At 69.6% G+C, this 21,129-nt stretch carries 23 protein-coding genes; 14 read left to right on the plus strand and 9 right to left on the minus strand.

Translation table 11 applies throughout. The features are described from left to right. The first annotated feature begins 39 nt into the window (after positions 1 to 39). Positions 40 to 903, plus strand: coding sequence for a LysR family transcriptional regulator (locus ACPWT1_RS03690; RefSeq protein ID WP_427914065.1), 864 nt, complete (start codon positions 40 to 42; stop codon positions 901 to 903). Here the strand turns inward: ACPWT1_RS03690 and waaF are convergent. The 5 genes from waaF to radA all read right to left on the minus strand — a co-directional run bounded on the left by waaF (position 879) and on the right by radA (position 5,105). Then, positions 879 to 1,886 (minus strand): lipopolysaccharide heptosyltransferase II, encoded by a 1,008-nt coding sequence (gene waaF, locus ACPWT1_RS03695; protein WP_427914066.1) that lies wholly within the window; start codon positions 1,884 to 1,886, stop codon positions 879 to 881. The two genes, ACPWT1_RS03690 and waaF, sit on opposite strands and share 25 nt — an antisense overlap. A 51-nt stretch (positions 1,887 to 1,937) precedes the next feature. Beyond that, the gene (locus tag ACPWT1_RS03700; protein WP_427914067.1) at positions 1,938 to 2,165 is read right to left on the minus strand and encodes a zinc-finger domain-containing protein; all 228 of its coding nucleotides are present in this window, start codon (positions 2,163 to 2,165) and stop codon (positions 1,938 to 1,940) included. Positions 2,166 to 2,170: 5 nt separating this feature from the next. Further along, a complete protein-coding gene (locus tag ACPWT1_RS03705) occupies positions 2,171 to 3,106 on the minus strand; it encodes a branched-chain amino acid transaminase (RefSeq protein WP_427914068.1) in 936 nt (311 codons plus the stop codon). Between the two features lie 39 nt (positions 3,107 to 3,145). Beyond that, positions 3,146 to 3,577, minus strand: a complete 432-nt coding sequence (locus ACPWT1_RS03710) for a glycerate kinase (RefSeq protein ID WP_427914069.1) — start codon at positions 3,575 to 3,577, stop codon at positions 3,146 to 3,148. A gap of 154 nt (positions 3,578 to 3,731) precedes the next feature. Beyond that, the gene (radA, locus tag ACPWT1_RS03715; RefSeq protein ID WP_427914070.1) at positions 3,732 to 5,105 is read right to left on the minus strand and encodes a DNA repair protein RadA; all 1,374 of its coding nucleotides are present in this window, start codon (positions 5,103 to 5,105) and stop codon (positions 3,732 to 3,734) included. A gap of 192 nt (positions 5,106 to 5,297) precedes the next feature. Between radA and hpaR the strand changes: the two genes are divergently transcribed. The 9 genes from hpaR to ACPWT1_RS03760 all read left to right on the plus strand — a co-directional run bounded on the left by hpaR (position 5,298) and on the right by ACPWT1_RS03760 (position 12,995). Continuing rightward, complete coding sequence (hpaR, locus tag ACPWT1_RS03720) at positions 5,298 to 5,789, plus strand: homoprotocatechuate degradation operon regulator HpaR (protein WP_427914071.1); 492 nt, start codon at positions 5,298 to 5,300, stop codon at positions 5,787 to 5,789. A gap of 22 nt (positions 5,790 to 5,811) precedes the next feature. Further along, positions 5,812 to 7,269: a 5-carboxymethyl-2-hydroxymuconate semialdehyde dehydrogenase gene (hpaE, locus tag ACPWT1_RS03725; RefSeq protein WP_427914072.1), complete on the plus strand. Its 1,458-nt coding sequence runs from the start codon at positions 5,812 to 5,814 to the stop codon at positions 7,267 to 7,269. 139 nt (positions 7,270 to 7,408) lie between these two features. Then, positions 7,409 to 8,272, plus strand: a complete 864-nt coding sequence (gene hpaD / locus ACPWT1_RS03730) for a 3,4-dihydroxyphenylacetate 2,3-dioxygenase (RefSeq protein ID WP_427914073.1) — start codon at positions 7,409 to 7,411, stop codon at positions 8,270 to 8,272. 4 nt (positions 8,273 to 8,276) lie between these two features. After that, a complete protein-coding gene (locus ACPWT1_RS03735) occupies positions 8,277 to 8,681 on the plus strand; it encodes a 5-carboxymethyl-2-hydroxymuconate isomerase (protein ID WP_427914074.1) in 405 nt (134 codons plus the stop codon). 4 nt (positions 8,682 to 8,685) lie between these two features. Then, on the plus strand, positions 8,686 to 9,486 hold the full coding sequence (hpaH, locus tag ACPWT1_RS03740) for a 2-oxo-hept-4-ene-1,7-dioate hydratase (RefSeq protein ID WP_427914075.1): 801 nt from the start codon (positions 8,686 to 8,688) through the stop codon (positions 9,484 to 9,486). A gap of 14 nt (positions 9,487 to 9,500) precedes the next feature. Continuing rightward, positions 9,501 to 10,316: an HpcH/HpaI aldolase family protein gene (locus ACPWT1_RS03745; RefSeq protein WP_427914076.1), complete on the plus strand. Its 816-nt coding sequence runs from the start codon at positions 9,501 to 9,503 to the stop codon at positions 10,314 to 10,316. Between the two features lie 11 nt (positions 10,317 to 10,327). Beyond that, positions 10,328 to 11,101, plus strand: coding sequence for a class II aldolase/adducin family protein (locus ACPWT1_RS03750; protein ID WP_427914077.1), 774 nt, complete (start codon positions 10,328 to 10,330; stop codon positions 11,099 to 11,101). A 4-nt stretch (positions 11,102 to 11,105) separates the two neighbouring features. Beyond that, positions 11,106 to 12,080 carry a 2-dehydropantoate 2-reductase gene (locus ACPWT1_RS03755; protein WP_427914078.1) on the plus strand — a complete coding sequence of 325 codons (975 nt, stop codon included), beginning with the start codon at positions 11,106 to 11,108 and terminating at the stop codon, positions 12,078 to 12,080. Further along, positions 12,081 to 12,995, plus strand: coding sequence for a DMT family transporter (locus tag ACPWT1_RS03760; protein WP_427914079.1), 915 nt, complete (start codon positions 12,081 to 12,083; stop codon positions 12,993 to 12,995). Between the two features lie 6 nt (positions 12,996 to 13,001). On the opposite strand, the gene alr is transcribed toward ACPWT1_RS03760, so the two are convergent. Next, the gene (gene alr / locus ACPWT1_RS03765) at positions 13,002 to 14,096 is read right to left on the minus strand and encodes an alanine racemase (RefSeq protein WP_427914080.1); all 1,095 of its coding nucleotides are present in this window, start codon (positions 14,094 to 14,096) and stop codon (positions 13,002 to 13,004) included. Positions 14,097 to 14,221: 125 nt separating this feature from the next. On the opposite strand from alr, the gene lplT reads away from it, so the two are divergent. The 3 genes from lplT to ACPWT1_RS03780 are packed head-to-tail and all read left to right on the plus strand — an operon-like array spanning position 14,222 to position 16,960. Further along, a complete protein-coding gene (lplT, locus tag ACPWT1_RS03770) occupies positions 14,222 to 15,511 on the plus strand; it encodes a lysophospholipid transporter LplT (protein WP_427914081.1) in 1,290 nt (429 codons plus the stop codon). Next, positions 15,498 to 16,415 carry a DMT family transporter gene (locus tag ACPWT1_RS03775; protein ID WP_427914082.1) on the plus strand — a complete coding sequence of 306 codons (918 nt, stop codon included), beginning with the start codon at positions 15,498 to 15,500 and terminating at the stop codon, positions 16,413 to 16,415. Before lplT ends, ACPWT1_RS03775 begins: the two co-directional genes overlap by 14 nt. A gap of 53 nt (positions 16,416 to 16,468) precedes the next feature. After that, the gene (locus ACPWT1_RS03780) at positions 16,469 to 16,960 is read left to right on the plus strand and encodes a glutathione peroxidase (RefSeq protein ID WP_427914083.1); all 492 of its coding nucleotides are present in this window, start codon (positions 16,469 to 16,471) and stop codon (positions 16,958 to 16,960) included. A gap of 13 nt (positions 16,961 to 16,973) precedes the next feature. Here ACPWT1_RS03780 and glcF read toward each other — a convergent pair whose 3' ends face one another. The 3 genes from glcF to ACPWT1_RS03795 form a co-directional block, all read right to left on the minus strand. Beyond that, entirely contained in the window at positions 16,974 to 18,203 is a 1,230-nt protein-coding gene (gene glcF / locus ACPWT1_RS03785) for a glycolate oxidase subunit GlcF (RefSeq protein ID WP_427914084.1), read from the minus strand. 1 nt (position 18,204) lies between these two features. Then, entirely contained in the window at positions 18,205 to 19,287 is a 1,083-nt protein-coding gene (glcE, locus tag ACPWT1_RS03790) for a glycolate oxidase subunit GlcE (protein WP_427914085.1), read from the minus strand. A gap of 62 nt (positions 19,288 to 19,349) precedes the next feature. Further along, positions 19,350 to 20,261, minus strand: a complete 912-nt coding sequence (locus ACPWT1_RS03795) for an SMP-30/gluconolactonase/LRE family protein (RefSeq protein WP_427914086.1) — start codon at positions 20,259 to 20,261, stop codon at positions 19,350 to 19,352. 92 nt (positions 20,262 to 20,353) lie between these two features. Between ACPWT1_RS03795 and ACPWT1_RS03800 the strand changes: the two genes are divergently transcribed. Further along, on the plus strand, positions 20,354 to 21,031 hold the full coding sequence (locus ACPWT1_RS03800; protein WP_427914087.1) for a hypothetical protein: 678 nt from the start codon (positions 20,354 to 20,356) through the stop codon (positions 21,029 to 21,031). Positions 21,032 to 21,129 lie beyond the last annotated feature (98 nt).

A 21,129-nucleotide genomic window follows, 5' to 3' on the forward strand; every position in this document is an offset into this window, starting at 1 on the left:
CACGCCACAAATGAATTTTCGAGAAGGATCGTTCTTGCCGTGAGAATCCTCGACCTGGACTCGCTGGAGATCTTCCGCACCGTCGTGCAGGAGGGCGGCATCATCCGCGCGGCCGGCAAGCTGAACCGCGTGCAGTCGAACGTCACCACGCGCATCAAGCAGCTGGAGCAGCGCCTGGGCACCACGCTGTTCCGCCGCCAGGGCCGCACCATCGTGCTGTCGCCCGAGGGCGAGCTGCTGCTGTCGTACACGCAGCGCCTGTTCCGCCTCGCCGACGAGGCCGAGAGCCGGCTGAAGGAGGGCGCGCCGATGGGCGTGCTGCGCATCGGCTCGCTCGAGAGCACGGCGGGCAGCCGGCTCGCGCCGATCCTGTCGCGCTACCACCGCCAGCATCCGGGCGTGGTGGTGGAACTGGCCACCGGCACCACCGGCGCGCTGATCCAGCGCGTCACCACTTTCCAGCTCGAGGCGGCGTTCGTGTCGGAGCCGTTCACGGCGCCGGGACTGCAATCACGGAAGGTGTTCGAGGAAGAACTGGTGCTGATCACCGCGCGGGACGTGCCCGCGGTGCGGCGCGCGTCCGACCTCGCCGGCCTGACGCTGATCGCGTTCGCCAACGGCTGCTCGTACCGCAAGCGCGTGGAGGAGTGGCTGGGCATGTCGGCCGTGATGCCGGCACGCACGCTGGAGTTCGCGTCGTACCAGGCCATGATCGCCTGCGTGGCCGCGGGCACCGGCTTCGCCATCGTGCCACGCTCGCTGCTGGCTGCGTTGAAGGCGACGAGCGACGTGCGCCAGCACGAGTTGCCGGGCAAGATCCGCCGCAACCACACGCACCTGGTGTGGCACGGCACGCCGTCGTCGGCGCTGGAGCGCCTTCAGGCGCTGCTGGCGCCGGCCTGAAGCAGCGCCGCCACGCGGTCGGCCTGCACGTCTTCCAGGCAGCGGTGGTGGCCCAGCGGGCAGTCGCGCTGGAAACACGGCGCGCAATCCAGCGGCGGCTGGTAATCCGGGTCGGCCTTGAGCCACAGCACCTGCGCGCGATCGTTCAGGGGCGGCGTGTGCAGCGGGCTCGACGATCCGAAGAGGGCCACCTGCGGAATGCCAAACGCCGCGGCCACGTGCATCAGGCCCGAGTCGTTGCTCACCATCGCGCGGGCGCCGGCGATCAGCGCGAACGCTTCGGCGAGCGACGTCTTGCCAGCCAGGTTGCGGCAGCGGCCGGCGGTGGCCTGCACGATCTGGTCGCACACGAGTGCGTCCTTGCCCGAGCCGAGCAGCAGCACCGGCAGGTCGAGGCCCGCGGCGAGCTCCGCGTAGTGCCGCTCGGGCCAGCGCTTGGACGGGCCGAACTCGGCGCCGGGCGCGAAGGTGTAGTAGCCGCCGCGCGCCACCTGCTGCTGGGCGAGCGCGGCATCGAGGGCCGCGGGCTCGAGGTGCAGCGCGGGCCGGTCGTTCTGCAGGCCGTCCCTGTCGCCGCTCAGGGCCGAATAGAACGCCACCATCGGCGGCCGGTCCTTGGGATTCTTCAGGCGGTGCGTGAGCAGGCCCACGCGCGCCTCACCGAGATAGCCCACGCGCTGCGGGATGCCGGCCAGCAGCGGCAGCAGCGCGCTCTTGAGCGAGTTGGGCAGCACGTACGCGGTGTCGAACCGGCCCTGCAGTTCACGCGCGAGGCGGCGTCGGGCTGCGAGCTGCAGGCCGCCATGCTGGAACGGAAACTCGATGACCTGCGCGACCTGCGGCATCGCGCGATAGACCGGCGCCACCCACGGCACCGCGCCGACGGCAAGCTGCTCGCCGCGCGCATGCAGCCGGCGCAGCAGCGGCTCGGTCATCACCGCATCGCCGATCCATTGAGGCGCGATGACGAGGGAGCGGGTCATGGGTGTGTCGAGGTCCCGAGGGTGTCATGGCGGGCTTGACACCGGTGGGCGTCAGTGGCCGCCGGCCACCTGTTCGCCGGCCTTGAGCTTGTACACGGTGCCGCAGTACGGGCACTTGGCCTGGCCGCCACCGCCGTGGGCGATGTCCAGGAACACGCGCGGGTGCGAGTTCCACAGCTTCATGCCTGCCATCGGGCTGGGGCAGAAGATGCCGCCGTTGCCATTCAGGTCGTTGGCGGAGAGTTCGACGACCGTCTCTTTGCGGGCGGGTGCGTTCATGCGGTTCAGACCTTCGTGAGCCAGTGCGCGTATTTGGGATTGCGGCCGTTGACGATGTCGAAGAAGGCCGTCTGGATCTTCTGCGTGACCGGGCCGCGCGAGCCGATGCCGATCTGCACGCGATCGAGTTCGCGGATGGGCGTCACTTCGGCGGCGGTGCCGGTGAAGAACGCCTCGTCGGCGATGTAGATCTCGTCGCGCGTGATGCGCTTTTGCACCAGCTCCAGCCCCAAGTCCTTGCAGATGTGCAGCACGGTGTTGCGCGTGATGCCGTTCAGCGCGCCGGCCGACAGGTCGGGCGTGTAGACCACGCCGTCCTTGACGACGAACACGTTCTCGCCGGCGCCTTCGCTGACGAAGCCCGAGCTGTCCAGCAGCAGCGCCTCGTCGTAGCCATCGTCGGTGGCCTCCATGTTGGCCAGGATGGAGTTGCTGTAGTTGCTGACCGCCTTGGCCTGCGTCATCGTGATGTTGACGTGGTGGCGGGTGTAGCTGGAGGTCTTGACGCGGATGCCGCGCTGCATGCCCTCTTCGCCCAGGTACGCGCCCCACGGCCACGCGGCGACCATCAGGTGGATCTGGTTGCCCTTGGGGCTGACGCCCAGCTTCTGCGAGCCGATCCAGGTGAGCGGACGCAGGTAGCAGCTCTCGAGCTTGTTGGCGCGCACCACCTGCTTCTGCGCCTCGTTGACCTGCTCCTTCGAGAAGGGCAGCTGCATGCGCAGGATCTTGGCGCTGTTGAACAGCCGGTCCGTGTGCTCCTGCAGGCGGAAGATGGCGGTGCCGTTGACCGTGTTGTAGGCCCGCACGCCCTCGAAGGCGCCGCAGCCGTAGTGCAGGGTGTGCGTGAGGACGTGGATCTTGGCGTCACGCCACTCGACCAGCTCGCCGTCCATCCAGATCTTGCCGTCGCGGTCGGCCATGGAAGGAATGACGCTCATGTTCTCTGTCCTTGGAAAGTGGAAGGCAAGCCGACGATTTTACCGGCCGGGGCCCGCATCGCCGGCTGCCTCGTCCGCAGGCGCCTGCGGCCGCTCCAGCACCCAGCCCGCCAGCCGGCCGCCGACGAACTCGCAGGTGACATGCGACCCCGAGCCGTCGGTCCAGCGGAACACCTCGGGCTGCGCGTCCTTGGGCGAGCGCTGGTCGCCCAAGGCGCGCGTGAGGCCGATCACGTGCAGCAGCGTCAAACCCTTCTTCAGCTTGGCGTTGAGCATGACGGCGCTGTCGACGTAGCCGATCGGCCGGTTGGAGGCGCGCTTGAGCACCTGGGTCAGCCGCGTGAAGTGCAGCAGGCCCCACATCAGGATCGCACCCAGGACGAGGGCGACGCCGGCCCAGCCCCAGGTGCGCCAGGCATAGGCGACCAGCACGGCGCCGGCGATGGGCACCACGATGCGTTGGAAGTTCATGGGGCGCGATTGTCGGCGATGGGATGCAGAGGACTCCCAAACGCAGAGTTCGCAGAGCAAGCGCAGAGATCGCCGAAAACTTCCTTGAAAGGTCTTCTTCTGCGTCCTCTGCGCTTGCTCTGCGTCTTGTGCGTTTGGCAGTCCGCTTTTGGCTTTACAGCGCCCGCACGATCTCCATCGCTTCCTCGATGCGGTCGACCGCATGGATCGTCAGGCCCTCGATGTCGCGGCTGCCCTTCTTGGGCGCGTTCGCCTTCGGGACCATCGCCACCGAAAAGCCGAGCTTGGCGGCCTCGCGCAGCCGCTCCTGGCCGCGCGGCGCCGGTCGCACCTCGCCCGCGAGCCCGACTTCGCCGAAGGCGATGAAGCCACGCGGCAGCGGCTTGCCGCGCAGCGACGAGGTGATGGCCAGCATCGCCGCCAGGTCGGCCGCCGGTTCGCTGATGCGAACGCCACCCACTGCGTTGACGAACACGTCCTGGTCCATGCAGGCCACGCCTGCGTGCCGGTGCAGCACGGCCAGCAGCATCGCCAGTCGATCGCGCTCCAGGCCGACGGACAGCCGTCGTGGACTCGGACCGCCGGTGTCCACCAGCGCCTGGATTTCCACCAGCATGGGCCGCGTGCCTTCCAGCGTCACCAGCACGCAGCTGCCCGGCACCGGCTCGGCATGCTGCGACAGGAAGATCGCGCTGGGATTGGCCACGCCCTTGAGGCCCTTCTCGGTCATCGCGAACACGCCGATCTCGTTGACGGCGCCGAACCGGTTCTTGATGACGCGCACGAGCCGGAAGCTGGAATGCGTGTCGCCCTCGAAATAGAGCACCGTGTCGACCATGTGCTCCAGCACGCGCGGGCCGGCCAGCGCGCCTTCCTTGGTGACGTGGCCCACCAGCACGATGCTGGTGCCGGTGGCCTTGGCAGCACGCGTGAGGTGGGCCGCGCACTCGCGCACCTGCGCCACCGAGCCCGGCGCCGACGTGAGCTGGTCGGAGTACACGGTCTGGATCGAGTCGATCACCGCCACGGCGGGCTTGAGCTGCTGCAGCGTGCCGAGGATTTTCTCCAGCTGGATCTCGGCCAGCACCTGCACCTGCGAGTTGTCCAGGCCGAGGCGGCGCGAACGCAGCGCGACCTGCGCGCCCGACTCCTCGCCGGTGACGTACAGCGTCGGCACTTCGGCGCGCTGCAGCCCGTCGAGCGCCTGCAGCAGCAGCGTCGACTTGCCGATGCCCGGGTCGCCGCCGATCAGCACCACGCCGCCTTCGACGATGCCGCCGCCCAGCACGCGATCGAGTTCGCCGATGCCGGTGGGGGTGCGCGCGACATCGGCCGCTTCGATGTCGGCCAGCACGGCAACGGCCGCGGTGGGCGCGAGCGCCGCGAATCGATGGCGCTGCCCGGCAGGGGTCTCGGCCACGGTTTCGATGAGGGTGTTCCACGCGCCGCAGCTGGGGCATTTGCCCTGCCACTTGGGCGTGGTGCCGCCGCACTCGGTGCAGCTGTAGGTCGTCTTCTCCTTGGCCATCGCCGGGCAGTGTAGGGGAGCACAGCCGCGTGACGGGCGCCCACCCATTGTTAGCCCCGCGGAGGCGGGAATCCCCGGCTTCCGTGTTGTTGCCGATGCCGGCGCCTTCGGCCATCAGGGTTGGGCCGGATGGGAGGCTTCGATTTCGATCATTTAACATGTTAAATAACAGCCCGACCGATCCGCGACCCCGTGAGCACCACCTTCACCCACCGCAACCTGCCGCGCCTGCTGCTGCAGGCGCGCGAATCCGTCATGGCCCACAACCGGCCCTGGCTGCGCGAGCACGGGCTGTCGGACCAGCAGTGGCGCGTGCTGCGCGTGCTGGGCGAACACGGCGTGGTGGAGACCGGTCGCGTCGCACGCGAGGCGTACATCCTGGGCCCCAGCCTCACGGGCGTGCTGGCGCGCATGGAACGCGACGGCCTGGTGCGGCGCGCGCGCGATCCGGCCGACCAGCGCCGTACCGTCGTCGAAGCCACTGCCAGAGGCCTGAAGCTGGTGAACAAGCTCTCGCATGCCGTGGAGTCGCACTACCAGTGGATGGAGCAGACGCTGGGCAAGGCCAAGCTCGAGCAGCTGTACCGGCTGCTCGACGAACTGATCGACTCCGAACAACCCGGCACGGGGAAGCGCCCGCGGCTTGCCGACCCCGAGAGCCGGCGCGCGCGCGCCGCCGCCTGACCCCGGACCATCAGAGACACCCATGCGCATCGACCATCTCATCGACGGCAAGACCGTCGCCGGCCGCGACTACTTCGAGACCGTCAATCCCGCCACGCAGGAGGTGCTGGCCGAGGTGGCCAGCGGCGGCGAAGCCGAAGTGAATGCCGCCGTCGCTGCGGCGAAGGCCGCCTTCCCGGCCTGGGCCGCGATGCCCGCCGTGCAGCGCGCCAAGCTCGTGCGCAAGCTCGGTGACCTGATCGCCGCGCATGTGCCTGAGCTGGCGCGCACCGAGACCAACGACACCGGCCAGGTGATCGCGCAGACCGGCAAGCAGCTGGTGCCGCGCGCGGCCGACAACTTCCACTACTTCGCCGAGATGTGCGTGCGCGTCGACGGCCACACCTACCCGACCGACACGCACCTGAACTACACGCTGTTCCACCCGGTCGGCGTGTGCGCGCTGGTGTCGCCGTGGAATGTGCCGTTCATGACGGCGACGTGGAAGACCGCGCCCTGCCTGGCGTTCGGCAACACCGCGGTGCTGAAGATGAGCGAGCTGTCGCCGCTGACCGCCTCGCGCCTGGGCCAACTGGCGCTGGAAGCCGGCATCCCGCCGGGCGTGTTCAACGTCGTGCACGGAGACGGCAAGCAGGCCGGCGAGCCGCTGGTGCGCCATCCGGACGTGCGCGCGATCTCCTTCACCGGGTCCACCGCCACCGGCAACCGCATCGTCAAGGAAGCGGGCCTGAAGAAGTTCAGCATGGAGCTGGGCGGCAAGTCACCGTTCGTGGTCTTCGACGACGCCGACATGGACCGCGCGCTGGATGCCGCGGTGTTCATGATCTTCTCCAACAACGGCGAGCGCTGCACCGCCGGCAGCCGCATCCTGGTGCAGCAGTCGGTGTACGCCGACTTCGTGCAGAAGTTCGCCGCCCGCGCGAAGAAGATCCCCGTCGGCGATCCGTTGGACGACAAGACCATCGTCGGCCCGATGATCTCGCAGGCCCACCTGGCCAAGGTGCGCAGCTACATCGAGCTGGGGCCGAAGGAAGGCGCCACGCTGCTGTGCGGCGGGCTCGATGCCCCGCTGCTGCCCGATCGCGTGAAGAAGGGCAACTACGTGCTGCCCACCGTGTTCGCCGACGTCGACAACCGCATGAAGATCGCGCAGGACGAGATCTTCGGCCCGGTCGCCTGCCTGATCCCGTTCAAGGACGAAGCCGACGCGATCCGCATCGCCAACGACACGCAGTACGGCCTGTCCAGCTACGTGTGGACGCAGGACATCGGCCGCGCGCACCGCGTGGCCGCCGCTGTCGAAGCCGGCATGTGCTTCGTCAACAGCCAGAACGTGCGCGACCTGCGCCAGCCTTTCGGCGGCACCAAGGCCTCGGGCACCGGCCGCGAGGGCGGCACCTGGAGCTACGAGGTGTTCCTGGAGCCGAAGAACATCGCGGTGTCACTGGGGTCGCACCACATTCCGCATTGGGGGGTGTGATGGGAAGCGGACTTCCGGAACGCAAAAGATGCAAAAGCATCGCGAAAGACGCAAAAGGAAAATCCTTGATATCTTCTTTCGCGTTTTTCGCGTCTCTTTCGCGCCTTTCGCGTTCGGCTGTCCGCATCCAGGAGGTCGCATGGGAAAGCTAGCCCTCGCCGCCAAGATCACGCACGTGCCGTCGATGTACCTGTCGGAGTTCCCCGGCCCGAACTTCGGCTGCCGCGAGGCGGCCATCAAAGGCCACAAGGAGATCGACCGGCGCTGCCGCGCGCTGGGCGTGGACACCATCGTGGTGTTCGACGTGCACTGGCAGGTGAACAGCGAATACCACATCAACTGCGGGCCGAAGTTCGAGGGCGTGTACACGAGCAACGAGCTGCCGCACTTCATCAAGAACATGCCGTACGCGTATCCCGGCAATCCGGAGCTCGGGCACCTGATGGCCGACATGGCCAATGGCATGGGCGTGAAGAGCCGCGCGCATTCGGACACCACGCTGGAACTCGAATACGGCACGCTCGTGCCGATGCGGTACATGAACGCCGACCAGCACTACAAGGTGATCAGCGTCAGCGGCTGGTGCGACTGGCACGACCTGCACGAGAGCGGCCGCTTCGGCCTGGCGGTGCGCCGCGCGATCGAGGAGCAGTACGACGGCACGGTGGCGGTGTTCGCCAGCGGCTCGCTGTCGCACCACTTCGCCGACAACGGCCGCGCGCCGGAGTTCATGCACAAGGTCTACGACCCGTTCCTGGAGCAGGTCGACCACCGGGTCGTGGAGCTCTGGAAGGCCGGCGACTGGAAGACTTTCACCGGCATGCTGCCGATGTATGCCGACAAGTGTTGGGGCGAAGGCGACATGCACGACACCGCCATGCTGCTGGGCCTGCTGGGCTGGGACCGCTACACCGCGCCGGTGGAGATCGTCACGCCGTATTTCGGCAGCTCCGGCACCGGCCAGATCAACGCCATCTTTCCCGTGACGCCCATTCCCGCCTGACGCCATGCCGCACTGCGTGATCCTCTACACCCCCAACCTCGAGCCGAAGGCCCAGGTCGGCGCGTTGTGCCGGAAGCTGGCCGACGCCATGCTCACCATCCGCGACGAGGCGGGCAAGCAGGTCTTTCCCACCGGCGGCACCCGCGTGTTCGCCTACCCCGCCGCCCACTACGCCGTGGCCGACGGCCAGGGCGACTACGGCTTCATGTACCTCAACGTGCGCATGGCCGCCGGCCGCAGCCAGGCCGTGCAGCAGCGCGCCGGCGACACGCTGCTGGGCGTGGTGAAGGACCATGTCGCGCCGTGGTTCGACAGCACGCTGGTCGGCATCACGCTGCAGATCGACGAGAGCCCGGGGCAGGTGTACGACGGCAAGCACTCCACTCTGCATCCGCTGTTCAACAGGTGACACCATGCTCGAACCCCACCTGATCACTGAACTCGCGGCCGAGCTGCAGCAGAGCGAGCAGTCGCGCGTGCAGGTCGAGCACTTCTCCAGGCGGTTCCCCGGCATGACCATCGAGGATGGCTACGCCGTCTCGCGCGCCTGGGTGGCGATGAAGCTGGCGCAGGGACGCACCGTACGCGGCCACAAGATCGGGCTCACCTCGCGGGCCATGCAGCAGGCCAGCCAGATCAGCGAGCCCGACTACGGCACCCTGCTGGACGACATGTTCTTCGAGCCGGGCGCCATCCCCACGCAGCGGTTCATCGCGCCCCGCGTGGAGGTGGAACTGGCCTTCGTCCTCAAGCGCAAGCTGGAAGGCACCAGCATCACCGTCGACGACGTGCTGGACGTCACCGACTACGTGACGCCCGCCATCGAGATCATCGACGCCCGCATCGAGCAGTTCGACCGCCACACGAAAGCGATGCGCAAGGTGCAGGACACCATCAGCGACAACGCGGCCAACGCCGGCATCGTGCTCGGCGGCAAGCGCGTGAAGCCGCGCGAGGTCGACCTGCCCTGGTGCGGCGCCATCCTGCGGCAGAACGGCGCGGTCGAGGAGACCGGCCTGGCCGCCGGCGTGCAGGGCCATCCCGCCGTCGGCGTCGCCTGGCTGGCGATGAAGCTCGCGCCCTGGGGCGAATGCCTGCAGGCCGGCGAGGTGGTGCTGGCCGGCTCGTTCACGCGCCCCGTCGGCGCGAAAACCGGCGACCGTTTCGATGCCGACTACGGCCCGCTGGGCCGCTTCGAGTTCCACTTCACCTAGCGCGGAGACAACGCATGCAGACGCCGACCAATCACTTCAAGAAAGCCCTGGCCGAGAAGCGCACCCAGTACGGGTTGTGGGTCAGCCTGATCAGCCCGCTGAGCACCGAGATCTGCGCCGCCGCCGGCTTCGACTGGCTGCTGCTGGATGGCGAACACACGCCCAGTGACCCGATGTCCCTGCTGCAGCAGTCGCAGGTCGTCGCCGGCTATCCGGGCCTGCATGCCGTCGCGCGCGTGCCCATGGGCCATGGCTACGTGGGCCAGGCGCTGATCAAGCAGTACCTCGACGTGGGCATCCAGACCATCCTGGTGCCGATGGTCGACACGCCCGAGCAGGCGCGCGAGCTGGTGCGCTGCATGCGCTATCCGCCGGACGGCATCCGGGGCATGGCCGCGACCCGCGCGTCGGGCTGGGGCCGCAATGCCAGCTACGCCAAGGAAGCCAACCGCGAGGTGTGCCTGCTGGTGCAGGTGGAGACGCGCGAAGGCATGCGCAACCTCGATGCGATCGCGGCGGTGGACGGTGTCGACGGCGTCTTCATCGGTCCGTCCGACCTGTCCGCCGCCTTCGGCCATGTCGGCGACCCGTGGCATCCCGAGATGCAGGACCTGATCGCCGATGCCTTCAGGCGCATCCAGTTGGCGGGCAAGGCGGTCGGCATCCTGACGCTGGACGAGACGCTGGCCAGGAAGCACGTCGAGATGGGCGCCACCTTCATCGCGCTGGGCACCGACACCAACCTGATGGTCAAGGCGACCACGGCACTGGCTGGCAAGTTCAAGGGCGCGGCGCCCGCGCCAACTTCCACCAAGTCGCAGAACTACTGAGGAGGCCGCACATGAACGCCATCCTGAAGCCCGCGTCGTCCATGCATCCGGACGAGTGGCAGGCCCGCGTGCAGCTGGCCGCGTGCTACCGCATCTTCGACATGCTCGGCTGGACCGAGATGATCTACAACCACATCACGGTTCGCCTGCCCGACAGCGTGACGGGCGGCGCGAAGCTCTTCCTGATCAACCCGTTCGGGCTGCACTACAGCGAGGTGACGGCCAGCAACCTGCTGAAGATCGACGTGCAGGGCAACAAGCTGGACGACAACCCGTGGCCGGTGAACCCGGCCGGCTTCACGGTGCACTCGGCGATCCACGAGAACATCCCGGACGCGCATTGCGTGATGCACACGCACACGACCAATGGCCTCGCGGTCGCCTGCACCGCAGCCGGCCTGGCGCAGAACAACTTCTACTCGGCGCAGCTGCACGGCCTGGTGGCGTACCACGACTTCGAGGGCATCACGATCCATGCCGACGAGACGCCGCGCCTCCTGAAGAACATCGGCGACAAGCCGGCGGTGATCCTGCGCAACCACGGCCTGCTGTCCTGGGGCCGCACGCTGCCGCTGGCGTTCGTGCGTCTGTGGACGCTGCAGCGCGCCTGCGACGTGCAGGTGGCGCAGGCCGCGCTGGGCCCCGCGATGCCGGTGCCCGAGCACGTGGCCGCCAGGACCGTCGCCGACTCGTTCCAGTGGGACCAGAAGTTCGGCGCCGGCCAGGACGTGTTCGATGCGCTCGTGCGGCGCGTCGATCGCATCGACGATTCGTACAAGGCGTGACCGCATGAAGGCCTGCATCTACGGCGCCGGCGCCATCGGCGGTTGGATCGGCGTGCGGCTGGCGCGGGCCGGCTGCGAGGTCAGCGTGGTCGCGCGCAACGCCACGCTCGACGCGCTGCAGCTGCACGGGTTGCGGCTGGACGAGGACGGCGGCACGTTGCCCGCGCCGGTGCGCGCCAGCAGCGATCCGGCGGAACTGGGCGTGCAGGACCTGGTGGTCGTTGCCGTGAAGGCGCCGGCCATGGCCGAGGTCGCCCGCGCGATCGGGCCGCTCCTCGGGCCCGACACCATCGTGCTCACCGCCATGAACGGCGTGCCCTGGTGGTTCTTCGAAGGCTTCGGCGGTTCGCTCGCGGGCACGCGGCTCAAGGCCGTGGATCACGACGGCAGCATCGCGCGCGCCATCCCCGGCCGCCACATCGTCGGTTGCGTGGTGCATGCCAGCTGCTCGCTGGTCGGGCCCGGGCACGTCAAGCGCCACTTCGGCAACAAGCTGATCGTCGGCGAGCCCTCGGGCGAGAAGACGGCCCGCGTGCGCGAGCTGGTGGCGGTGCTGCAGAAGGCCGGCTTCGAGACCGAGCTGTCCGAGCAGATCCAGAAGGACGCCTGGTACAAGCTGTGGGGCAACATGACCGTCAACCCGGTCAGCGCCATCACCGGCGCCACCACCGACAGGATCCTCAACGACGACCTGGTGCGCGAGTTCATCTCGCGCGTGATGCTGGAGGCGCGCGAGATCGGCGGCCGCATCGGCATCCCGATCGAGCAGATGCCGGAAGACCGGCACCAGGTCACGCGCAAGCTGGGCGCCTTCAAGACCTCGATGCTGCAGGACGTGGAAGCAGGCAAGCCGGTGGAGCTCGATGCGCTGGTCACGGTGGTCAAGGAACTCGGCGCGCTCACCGGCGTGCCGACGCCGTTCACCGACACGCTGCTCGGGCTGGCGCGCCTGCATGCGCAGGTGCACGGGCTGTACTGAATGAGCGCGGTCCTGCCCTCGCAGCGCGCCCTCAGCGGTGCCGCCTTCGCCACCCTGCTGCTCATCGCGCTGATGATGGGCGCCAACCACGTGGCCGCGCGCATCGCGTTCAACAACGGCGCCGACGTGGCCACCGCGGTGGTGGTGCGCAGCACGGTGACGGCGCTGGTGATCGCGGCGATCCTCGCCTCGCAACGCGTGCGGATCGCGTTCACCGCGCGGCACAAGCGCTTCCTCCCGGCGATCGGACTGCTGGTCGGCGTGCAGAGCCTGTGCCTGTATTCGGCCGTCGCGCGGCTGCCCGTGGCACTGGCGCTGCTGGCGTTCAACACCTACCCGATCTGGACCGCGGTCTGGTCGGCGCTGGTCTACCGGCACAAGCCGGAGAAGGCGATGCTGGTCGCGATGCCCGTGATCCTCGTCGGCCTGGCGCTGGCGCTCGACGTCTTCGGCGCCGCCTCAGGGCTCGGCGCGGCCGGCCAGTGGAGCCGCATCGGCGCCGGCGTGGCCTTCGCGCTCGCCGCGGCCGCCACCTTCGGCCTCGCGCTGGTACTCACCCAACACGAGGCGGGTGACGTCGATGGCCGCGTGCGCACGGCCACCACGATGACGATGGCGGCGATCGTGGCGCTCATCACGGTGTCGCTGCAGGGCGGCTTCCACCTGCCCACCGCACCCGCGGGCTGGGGCGGCCTGGCGGCCCTCACCTGCCTCTATGGCACCGCGTTCACGATCATGTTCACCGTGCTGCCGCGGCTGGGCGTGGTGGGCAACTCGGCGATCATGAATGTCGAGCCGGTGTGCGCGCTGGTGCTCGGCTGGCTGATCCTCGGCCAGTCGATCGCTGCGATCCAGGTGGCCGGCGCGCTGGTGGTGGTGGGCGCCGTGATGGCGCTGGGGATGCGCAAGCGCTGAGCGACGCTAGGCGACAGCCACCGGCACCCGCGGCGCTACTGCGCATAGCAGCTCGTAGGCCACGGTGCCACCGGCCCGTGCGACTTCGTCGATCGGCATCACCGTGCCGTTCGATGCCCGCCCCCACAACGTCACCTCGGTCCCGATCTGCGCCTGCGGCACCGGCGTGAGGTCCACGGTGAGCATGTCCATGCTCACGCGTCCGAGAAGGCGCGTGCGCACCCCGTTGACCAGCACCGGCGTGCCCGTGCCGCAATGGCGCGGATAGCCGTCGGCATAGCCGCAGGCGACCACGCCCAGGCGCAGCGGCGCGTCGGCGGTGAAGCTGGAGCCGTAGCCGACGGTGTCGCCGGGCTGCAGCTGCTGCACGCCGATCAGCCGGCTGGCCAGCGTCATGGTGGGCTGCAGCTGCCAGTGCGCCGCGTCGTGCTCGGGGAAGTCGGGCGCGCTGCCGTACACCGCGATGCCGGGTCGCACCCAGTCGGCGCGGATGCCGGCGTCGCGCCCATGGCGCAGCACGGCGGCGCTGTTGGCCAGCGAGCGCTCGCCCGGCAGGTCGCGCGTGGCGTCGTCGAACGCGCGCACCTGGTGGGCGATGCCGCGCGGGCCGTCGGCGTCGCTGAAGTGCGTCATGAGCGAGATCTCGTCGACCTGCGGCAACGCGTCCAGCCGCGTCCAGGCGGTGCGCAGCTGGTGCGGCGCGAAGCCCAGTCGGTTCATGCCCGAATTCATCTTCAGGAACACGCGGTGCGGCACGTGCGTCTTGTGCGCGGCCAGCCAGTCGATCTGCTGCTCGCAGTGCACCACGTGCCACAGCGACAGGCGCGAGCACAGCTCCAGGTCGCGCGGCTCGAACACGCCCTCGAGCAGCAGGATCGGCCCGCGCCAGCCGAGCGCCCGCACCCTCTCGGCCTCCTGCAGGTCCAGCAGCGCGAAGCCGTCGGCGCCCCGCAGGCCCTCGAACACGCGCTCGATGCCATGGCCATAGGCGTTGGCCTTGACGATGGCCCACACGCGTGCGTCGGGCGCTGCACGGCGCATGCGCGCGAGGTTGGACCGCAGGGCTTTGGTGTGGATCGTGGCCTGGATCGGGCGCGGCATGCTCAGGGCGGCGGAAGGAAGACACGAGGATTTTCGCATTACCCACGTGATATAACCCTCGGTCGCTTGGAGACAGCAGTGATTCCCCCCGCCACCGCAAAGCGGTTGGCCCACCAGCCTTTTCGATGAAGCGCGGCTTCTACACGATCATGGCGGCGCAGTTCTTCTCGTCGCTCGCGGACAACGCGCTCTTCGTCGCCGCCGTGGAACTGCTCAAGTCGGGTGGCGCGGCCGAATGGCAACGCGCTGCCCTGGTGCCGATGTTCGCGCTGTTCTACGTGGTGCTGGCCCCCTTCGTGGGCGCCTTCGCCGACGCCCGCCCCAAGGGGCAGGTGATGTTCATCAGCAATGCCATCAAGGTGTGCGGCTGCCTGATGATGCTGTTCGGCAGCCACCCGCTGCTGTCGTACGCCATCGTCGACCTGGGCGCCGCCGCCTACTCGCCGGCCAAGTACGGGATCCTCACCGAACTGCTGCCGGCCTCGCAGCTGGTCAAGGCCAACGGCTGGATCGAGGGCCTGACCATCGCCTCGATCATCCTGGGCATCCTGCTGGGCGGGCAGCTGGTGGGCCATGCGGTCGCCAGCCGCCTGCTTACGCTGGACTTCCCCATGCTGCAGACCGGCATCGACACGCCGCCGGAAGCGGCGATCTCGGTGCTGATCTTCATCTACGCACTGGCGGCCTGGTTCAACCTGCGCATCCCGCACACCGGCGTGGAGATGCGGCCGGTGCCGAAGAACCCGCTGGAGCTGGTGCCCGACTTCTGGATCTGCAACTCGCGCCTGTGGCGCGACAAGCTGGGACAGATCTCGCTGGCGACCACTACGCTGTTCTGGGGCGTGTCGGGCAACCTGCGCTACATCATCCTGGCCTGGAGCGCCGCGGCCCTGGGCTACAGCACCACGCAGGCCTCCAGCCTGTCGGGCGTGGTCGCCCTGGGCACCGCGGTGGGCGCGATCGTCGCCTCGGTGCGCATGCGGCTGGACACCGCCACCAGCGTGATGCCGCTGGGCATCGCGATGGGCCTGCTGGTGATCCTGATGAACTTCATCAGCAACGTCTGGGTGGCCGCCCCGTTCCTGATCCTGCTGGGCGGGCTGGGCGGCTTCCTGGTGGTGCCGATGAACGCGCTGCTGCAGCACCGCGGCCACAATCTGATGGGCGCCGGCCGCTCCATCGCGGTCCAGAACTTCAACGAGCAGGCCTGCATCCTCGGGCTGGGTGCCGGCTACAGCCTGTTCACCGGCATGGGCCTGTCGGCCTTCAGCGCCATCACGGCGTTCGGCATCGTGGTGTCCGGAATCATGTGGCTGATCCAGCGCTGGCATGGGCGCAACCTGGTCGTCCACCGCGAGGAACTCGACCACCTGCTCCGCGTCGCGCGGCAAGACCCCTCGCATGGCGGCGCCTGAACGCGGGCGCCTCGCGCCCGCGCTGGCCCTGGTGGCCAACGCCTTCGTGTGGGGCATCTCCTGGTGGCCGTTCCGCGAACTGCAGTCGGCCGGCCTGCATCCGCTGTGGGCCACGGCCTTCATCTACATCGTCTCGCTGGTTCTGTTGTCGATCGCACGGCCGCACGCCTGGCGCGGCTTCGCGGGCCAGCCGCAGCTGTGGCTGCTGATGCTGGCGGCCGGCATGACCAACGTCGGCTTCAATTGGGCGGTGACCGTGGGCGACGTGGTGCGCGTGGTGCTGCTGTTCTACCTGATGCCCGCGTGGAGCGTGCTGCTCGCCTGGCCGCTGCTGGGTGAGCGGCCCACCGCGGCCGACCTGCTGCGGCTGGTGCTGGCGCTCGCGGGCGTGGTGGTGATCCTGCACGTGCCCGGCACGGCGCTGCCGGTGCCGCGCACCTTGCCCGACCTGCTGGCGCTGGCCGGCGGCTTCAGCTTCGCGCTGACCAACATCCTGCTGCGCCGCCTGCACGTCGTGCCGCCCGAGACGCGCGTGGGCGCGATGTTCGCGGGCGGCACCATTGCCGCGGCCGCCGCCGGTGTGATCGGCTGGTCGCAAGGCGTGGCGAGCGCGCCGCAGTTGCTGCCCCCGACCGCCATCGGGCTCGCCGTGCTGCTCAGCCTCGGGTTCCTCGCCGGCAACACCTGCCTGCAGTTCGGCGCCTCGCGCCTGCCCGCCCAGACCACCGCGCTGGTGATGCTGTGCGAGGTGCTGTTCGCCAGCGTGTCGGCGGTCGTGCTCGGCGCGGCAGAGCTGTCGTCCAACGTCTGGGCCGGCGGCGCGCTGGTGGTCGCGGCGGCCGCATGGTCGGCCTGGGACACGCCTGGCAGCCCGGCCGCGGCGGCGCCACAATCCGCCGCGTGAGCCGCCGGGACGCGGGTTCCGGCGGACGCCACGCGACGCACCGAGGGCATCCCATGAGCACCACGACCGCCTACGACTTCGACGCGAAGAGCATCGAGGGCCAACCCGTTCCGCTGAAGCAGTACGCCGGGAAGGTGCTGCTGGTCGTCAACACCGCCAGTGCCTGCGGATTCACGCCGCAGTTCGCCGGCCTGCAGCAGCTGCACCAGCGCTACGCCGAGCGGGGCCTGGTGGTGATCGGCTTTCCGTGCAACCAGTTCGGTTCGCAGGACCCGGGCAGCGACAGCGAGATCGCGCAGTTCTGCGAGCGCAACTACGGCGTGAGCTTCCCGATGATGTCCAAGGTCGAGGTGAACGGCGCCGGCGCCGATCCGCTGTACAAGTGGCTGACGAAGGAAGCCCCAGGGCTGCTGGGCACCACCGGCATCAAGTGGAACTTCACCAAGTTCCTGGTCGGGCGCAACGGCAAGGTACTCAGGCGGTATGCGCCGCAGGACGCACCGGACTCGCTCACCCGCGACATCGAGGCCGCGCTCGCGGCCTGAAGACGCGCGCCGTCTACGCGGGCGCCAGCGCCGCGTCCAGCACCTCGACCCAGTGCCGCACCGGCAGCCCGGTGCCGCCCTGCAGGTGCGTGATGCAGCCGATGTTGGCCGAGATCACGCCGACCGGCTCCAGCGCCTGCAGGTGGCCCAGCTTGCGGTCGCGCAGCCCGGTGGCAATGTCCGGGTGCAGCACCGAGTAGGTCCCCGCCGATCCGCAGCACAGGTGCGCTTCGTTGGTCGCCACGCGCACCGTGAAGCCCAGTTGCTGCAGGTGCGTCTCGACGCCGCCGCGCAGCTTCTGGCCGTGCTGCAGCGTGCAGGGCGGGTGGTACGCCAGCACGCCCTGCGGCGGCCGCACGCGTGACCGCAGCGCCGGCACCAGGTCGGGCAGCAGCTCGCTCAGGTCGCGCGTGAGCTCGCTGATGCGCCGCGCCTTGTCCGCGTAGGCGGGGTCGTGCCGCAGGTGGTGGCCGTACTCGCGCACCGTCACGCCGCAGCCCGAGGCGTTCATCACGATGGCTTCGACGTCGCCGCGCCCGACGAAGGGCCACCAGGCGTCGATGTTGCGGCGCATCTGCGCGAGGCCGCCGGCCTGGTCGTTCAGGTGGAACTTCACCGCGCCGCAGCAGCCTGCTTCGGGGGCGACCACGGCCTGGACTCCAGCCGCGTCGAGCACGCGCGCGGTGGCGCTGTTGATGTTGGGCGCCATCGACGGCTGCACGCAGCCGGCCAGCATCAGCACCTTGCGCGCGTGCGTGCGCGTGGGCCACCGGCCCGCGTCCTGGCGCGCCGGCACCTTGGCCTTGAGCGCGGAAGGCAGGAGCCCGCGCACGGCCTGGCCGAGCTTCATCGCCGGCCCGAACGCCGACGAGGTCAGCCCCTCCCCGAGCGACCAGCGCAGCGCGCGCGATCCCGCACCGCGTGGCACCTTCTCCTCGACGATGCGGCGGCCGATGTCGACCAGGTGGCCGTACTGCACGCCGCTCGGGCAGGTGCTCTCGCAGTTGCGGCAGGTGAGGCAGCGATCGAGGTGCAGCTGCGTCTTCTGCGTCGGCGCCTCGCCTTCCAGCACCTGCTTGATCAGGTAGATGCGGCCGCGCGGGCCATCGAGCTCGTCGCCCAGCACCTGGTAGGTCGGGCAGGTCGCCGTGCAGAAGCCGCAGTGCACGCACTTGCGCAGGATGGCCTCGGCTTCCGCGCCTTCGGCGGTGCCGGCGAATTCGGGGGAGAGATGGGTCTGCACGTCAGAAGGCGGAAAACAGGCGGCCGCGGTTGAAGATGCCGGCCGGATCGAACTGCCGCTTCAGCTCGCGCTGGATGCGGTCGAGCGGCGGCTGCGGCGGCGTGAAGCGCGGGATGTCGGTCGGGGTCGCGGCGCGGAACAGGGTGGCGTGGCCGCCGGCCGCGACGGCGACGCGCCGCACCCGGTCGGCATCACCGCGGTCGGCCGCGATCCAGCGCTGGCCGCCGTGCCATTCGACCAGGGTGGCCTCGGGCAGGTCCAGCACCGGCGCGGTCTGCGGCACCGACAGGCGCCACAAGTCGCGGCCCGCGCGTGCCGTGAACCAGGGCGCCGCGTGATCGCGGCATTGCGTCCAGAGGGTCTCCGCCTCGGGCACGCGTTCGCCGCCGAGCGTGCGGCACGCCGCGTCCACGGCGGCCTGCGCCCCGCGCAGTCGAAGCAGCAGCTCGCCGGTGCCGCCCTCGCCCGTCCAGCGACTCGCATTCAGCGGCAGCGGCTGGCCGCCCCACGCATTGAGTTTCTGCAGCGCCTGCGCCTGCGACAGCGCAAAGCGCAGCGTGGCCTCGGCCGGCGCGACGGGCAGCACCTTCAGGCTCACTTCGACGAGCAGACCGAGCGTGCCGAGCGCGCCAGCCATCAGGCGCGAGACGTCGTAGCCGGCTACGTTCTTCATCACCTGGCCACCGAAGCTGAGCAGTTCGCCGCGGCCATTGAGCATGGTGACGCCGAGCACGTAGTCGCGCACCGAGCCGACGCTCGCGCGCGCCGGACCCGCGAGCCCCGCGGCGACCATCCCGCCAACGGTCGGCGCGCCACCGAAGTGAGGCGGCTCGAACGGAAGGCATTGCCCTTGCGCGGCCAGCGTGGCCTCGAGCTCCGCCAGCGGCGTGCCGGCCGCGACGGTGACCACCAGCTCGCTGGGCTCGTAGCTGCGGATGCCGGCGAGGCCAAGCGTGTCCAGCAGTTCGCCCTCGAGCCGTTCGCCGTGGAAGTCCTTGCTGCCGCCACCGCGGATGCGCAGCGGCGTGCCGGCATCGGCCGCAGCGCGGATGCGGGCGATGCAGGAAGACAGGGCAGCGTCCATCCCGGCGATGGTAAGCGGCGGCGGCGGCATGCCGGGCTCGCCGCCGCCTGAAGTTTTTGCGCTCAGTCGATGAAGAAATTGACCGGCAGCCCCGGCACCTCGACCTGGGTCCAGACGACATGGCCTGAGGCGGACCACCTTGCGAGTTCCTCCGCGCCCCGGGTGCTGGCGCTGGTGACGTACAGCGTGCGCAGGCCGTCGCCGCCGAAGCAGGGCATGGTGGGGCACAGGAACGGCGTGGCGATCTCCTGCAGCACCTCGCCGCCCGGCGACAGCTTCACGATCCGGCCGCCTTCGTACATCGCGCACCAGTAGTTGCCGTCCACGTCCACTGCAGCCCCATCGGGCCGGCCGCCGTACCCTGGCTGCCCCGGCTGCCAGCCGGCCGGCTTGCCCGGGAAGGTGCGGAAGATGCGCCCGCGCTGCATCGCATTGCTCACCGGGTCCCAATCCCAGGCGCGGATGCAGTGGGCCTGGGTGTCGGTCCAGTACACCGTGTCGGCGGTCGGCGACCAGGCAAGGCCATTGCCCGTGACCGCATCGCCGGCCTTGCGCTCGACGTGCGGCGTGCCGCCGCGGCAGTCGATGCTGAGCAGCTCGGCCGCCGGCGTGTGCTTGGGCTCGAACAGCGTGCCCACCCAGAAGCGGCCCAGCGGGTCGGCCTTGCCGTCGTTGGCCCGGGTGGTCGCCGGGTCGTGGTCGAAGCGATGCACGAGTTCCAGCGCACCGTCCCATCTGCGTGCGCGGTACACGCCGTCGCGCAGCGCGATCACGAGGCCGCCCGCGTGCGCCGGCGCGATGCAGCCAGGCTCCTGCGGCATGGGCCAGCTCTGCAGTTCGCAGGTGCGCGGATCGGTGCGGCGCAGCTGCCGACCGGGGATGTCGACCCAGTACAGGCGGTGCTCGTCCGGATGCCAGAACGGCGATTCGCCGAGCTGGTCGGCCTGCGGGACCACGCTGTGCCAGGTCGCCATGCGAACGTTTGTTGGTGGAGGGGCTGGCATTGTGCAGCGCGTGCCATTGCCGAGCCCACGCGGCCGCGATCAGCCGCTACCATGCTCGCACCTTGGACGACACCACCGCCACCATCAGCCCGGCCGAAGCGAACCTGATGCGCGTCGAGGCCGCGCGTTATGCGCTGCTGCGCCGCCTGTCCTTCGCGATGCGCCACCAGCTCGTGATGCACCTGCAACCCATCGGCATGGTCACCGAAGTCATGGAGCGGCGCCTGCGGGCCGCGACGCCCGACCTGGCCCAGGTGCACGACGGCATGACCAAGATCAACAACTTCTCCAAGGCCGCGGTGCAGTCGTGCCTGGACGTGATCACGTGGCTGGCGCCCGAGCCGGGCGCGACCATGGCGGTGCAGGAGGGCGTGCAGGAAGTGATGGCCCTGCTGCGCAGCAACTTCAGCTTCCGCGGTTTTGCGCTGCGCAGCGAAGTCGAGACTGCGCCACAGCCGGTGGGCAAGTCGGCCTTGCGCATGCTGCTGCCCGGCGTGCTGGTCGCGCTGTCGGACCTCACGCCCGCGCCCGCCGACCTCATCCTGCGCGCCAGCGGCGACGAGGACATGGTGCGCCTCGAGGTGCACGTGCACGCCACGCAGGGCGATACCGGCGTCACCGGCGAGCTGCCCTACCGGCCGATGAAGTGGAGCGAGATCGAGGCGCTTGCACGCGCCGAGGACGTCGAGCTCACGCGCGACGAGGCCGGCGCGGTGCTCTCGTTTCCCGTGCTCGCCTAGCGCGGCGGCACGCGGCAAAAAAGAGGCCCGCCGAAGCGGGCCCAACATCCAAAGGAGACTTGCTTGCAGGGCCGCCGCGCCTGCCGTCGCGGCGGCTT

The sequence above is a fragment of the Ramlibacter sp. MMS24-I3-19 genome (genome assembly GCF_050320135.1).
Classification (GTDB): domain Bacteria; phylum Pseudomonadota; class Gammaproteobacteria; order Burkholderiales; family Burkholderiaceae_C; genus Ramlibacter.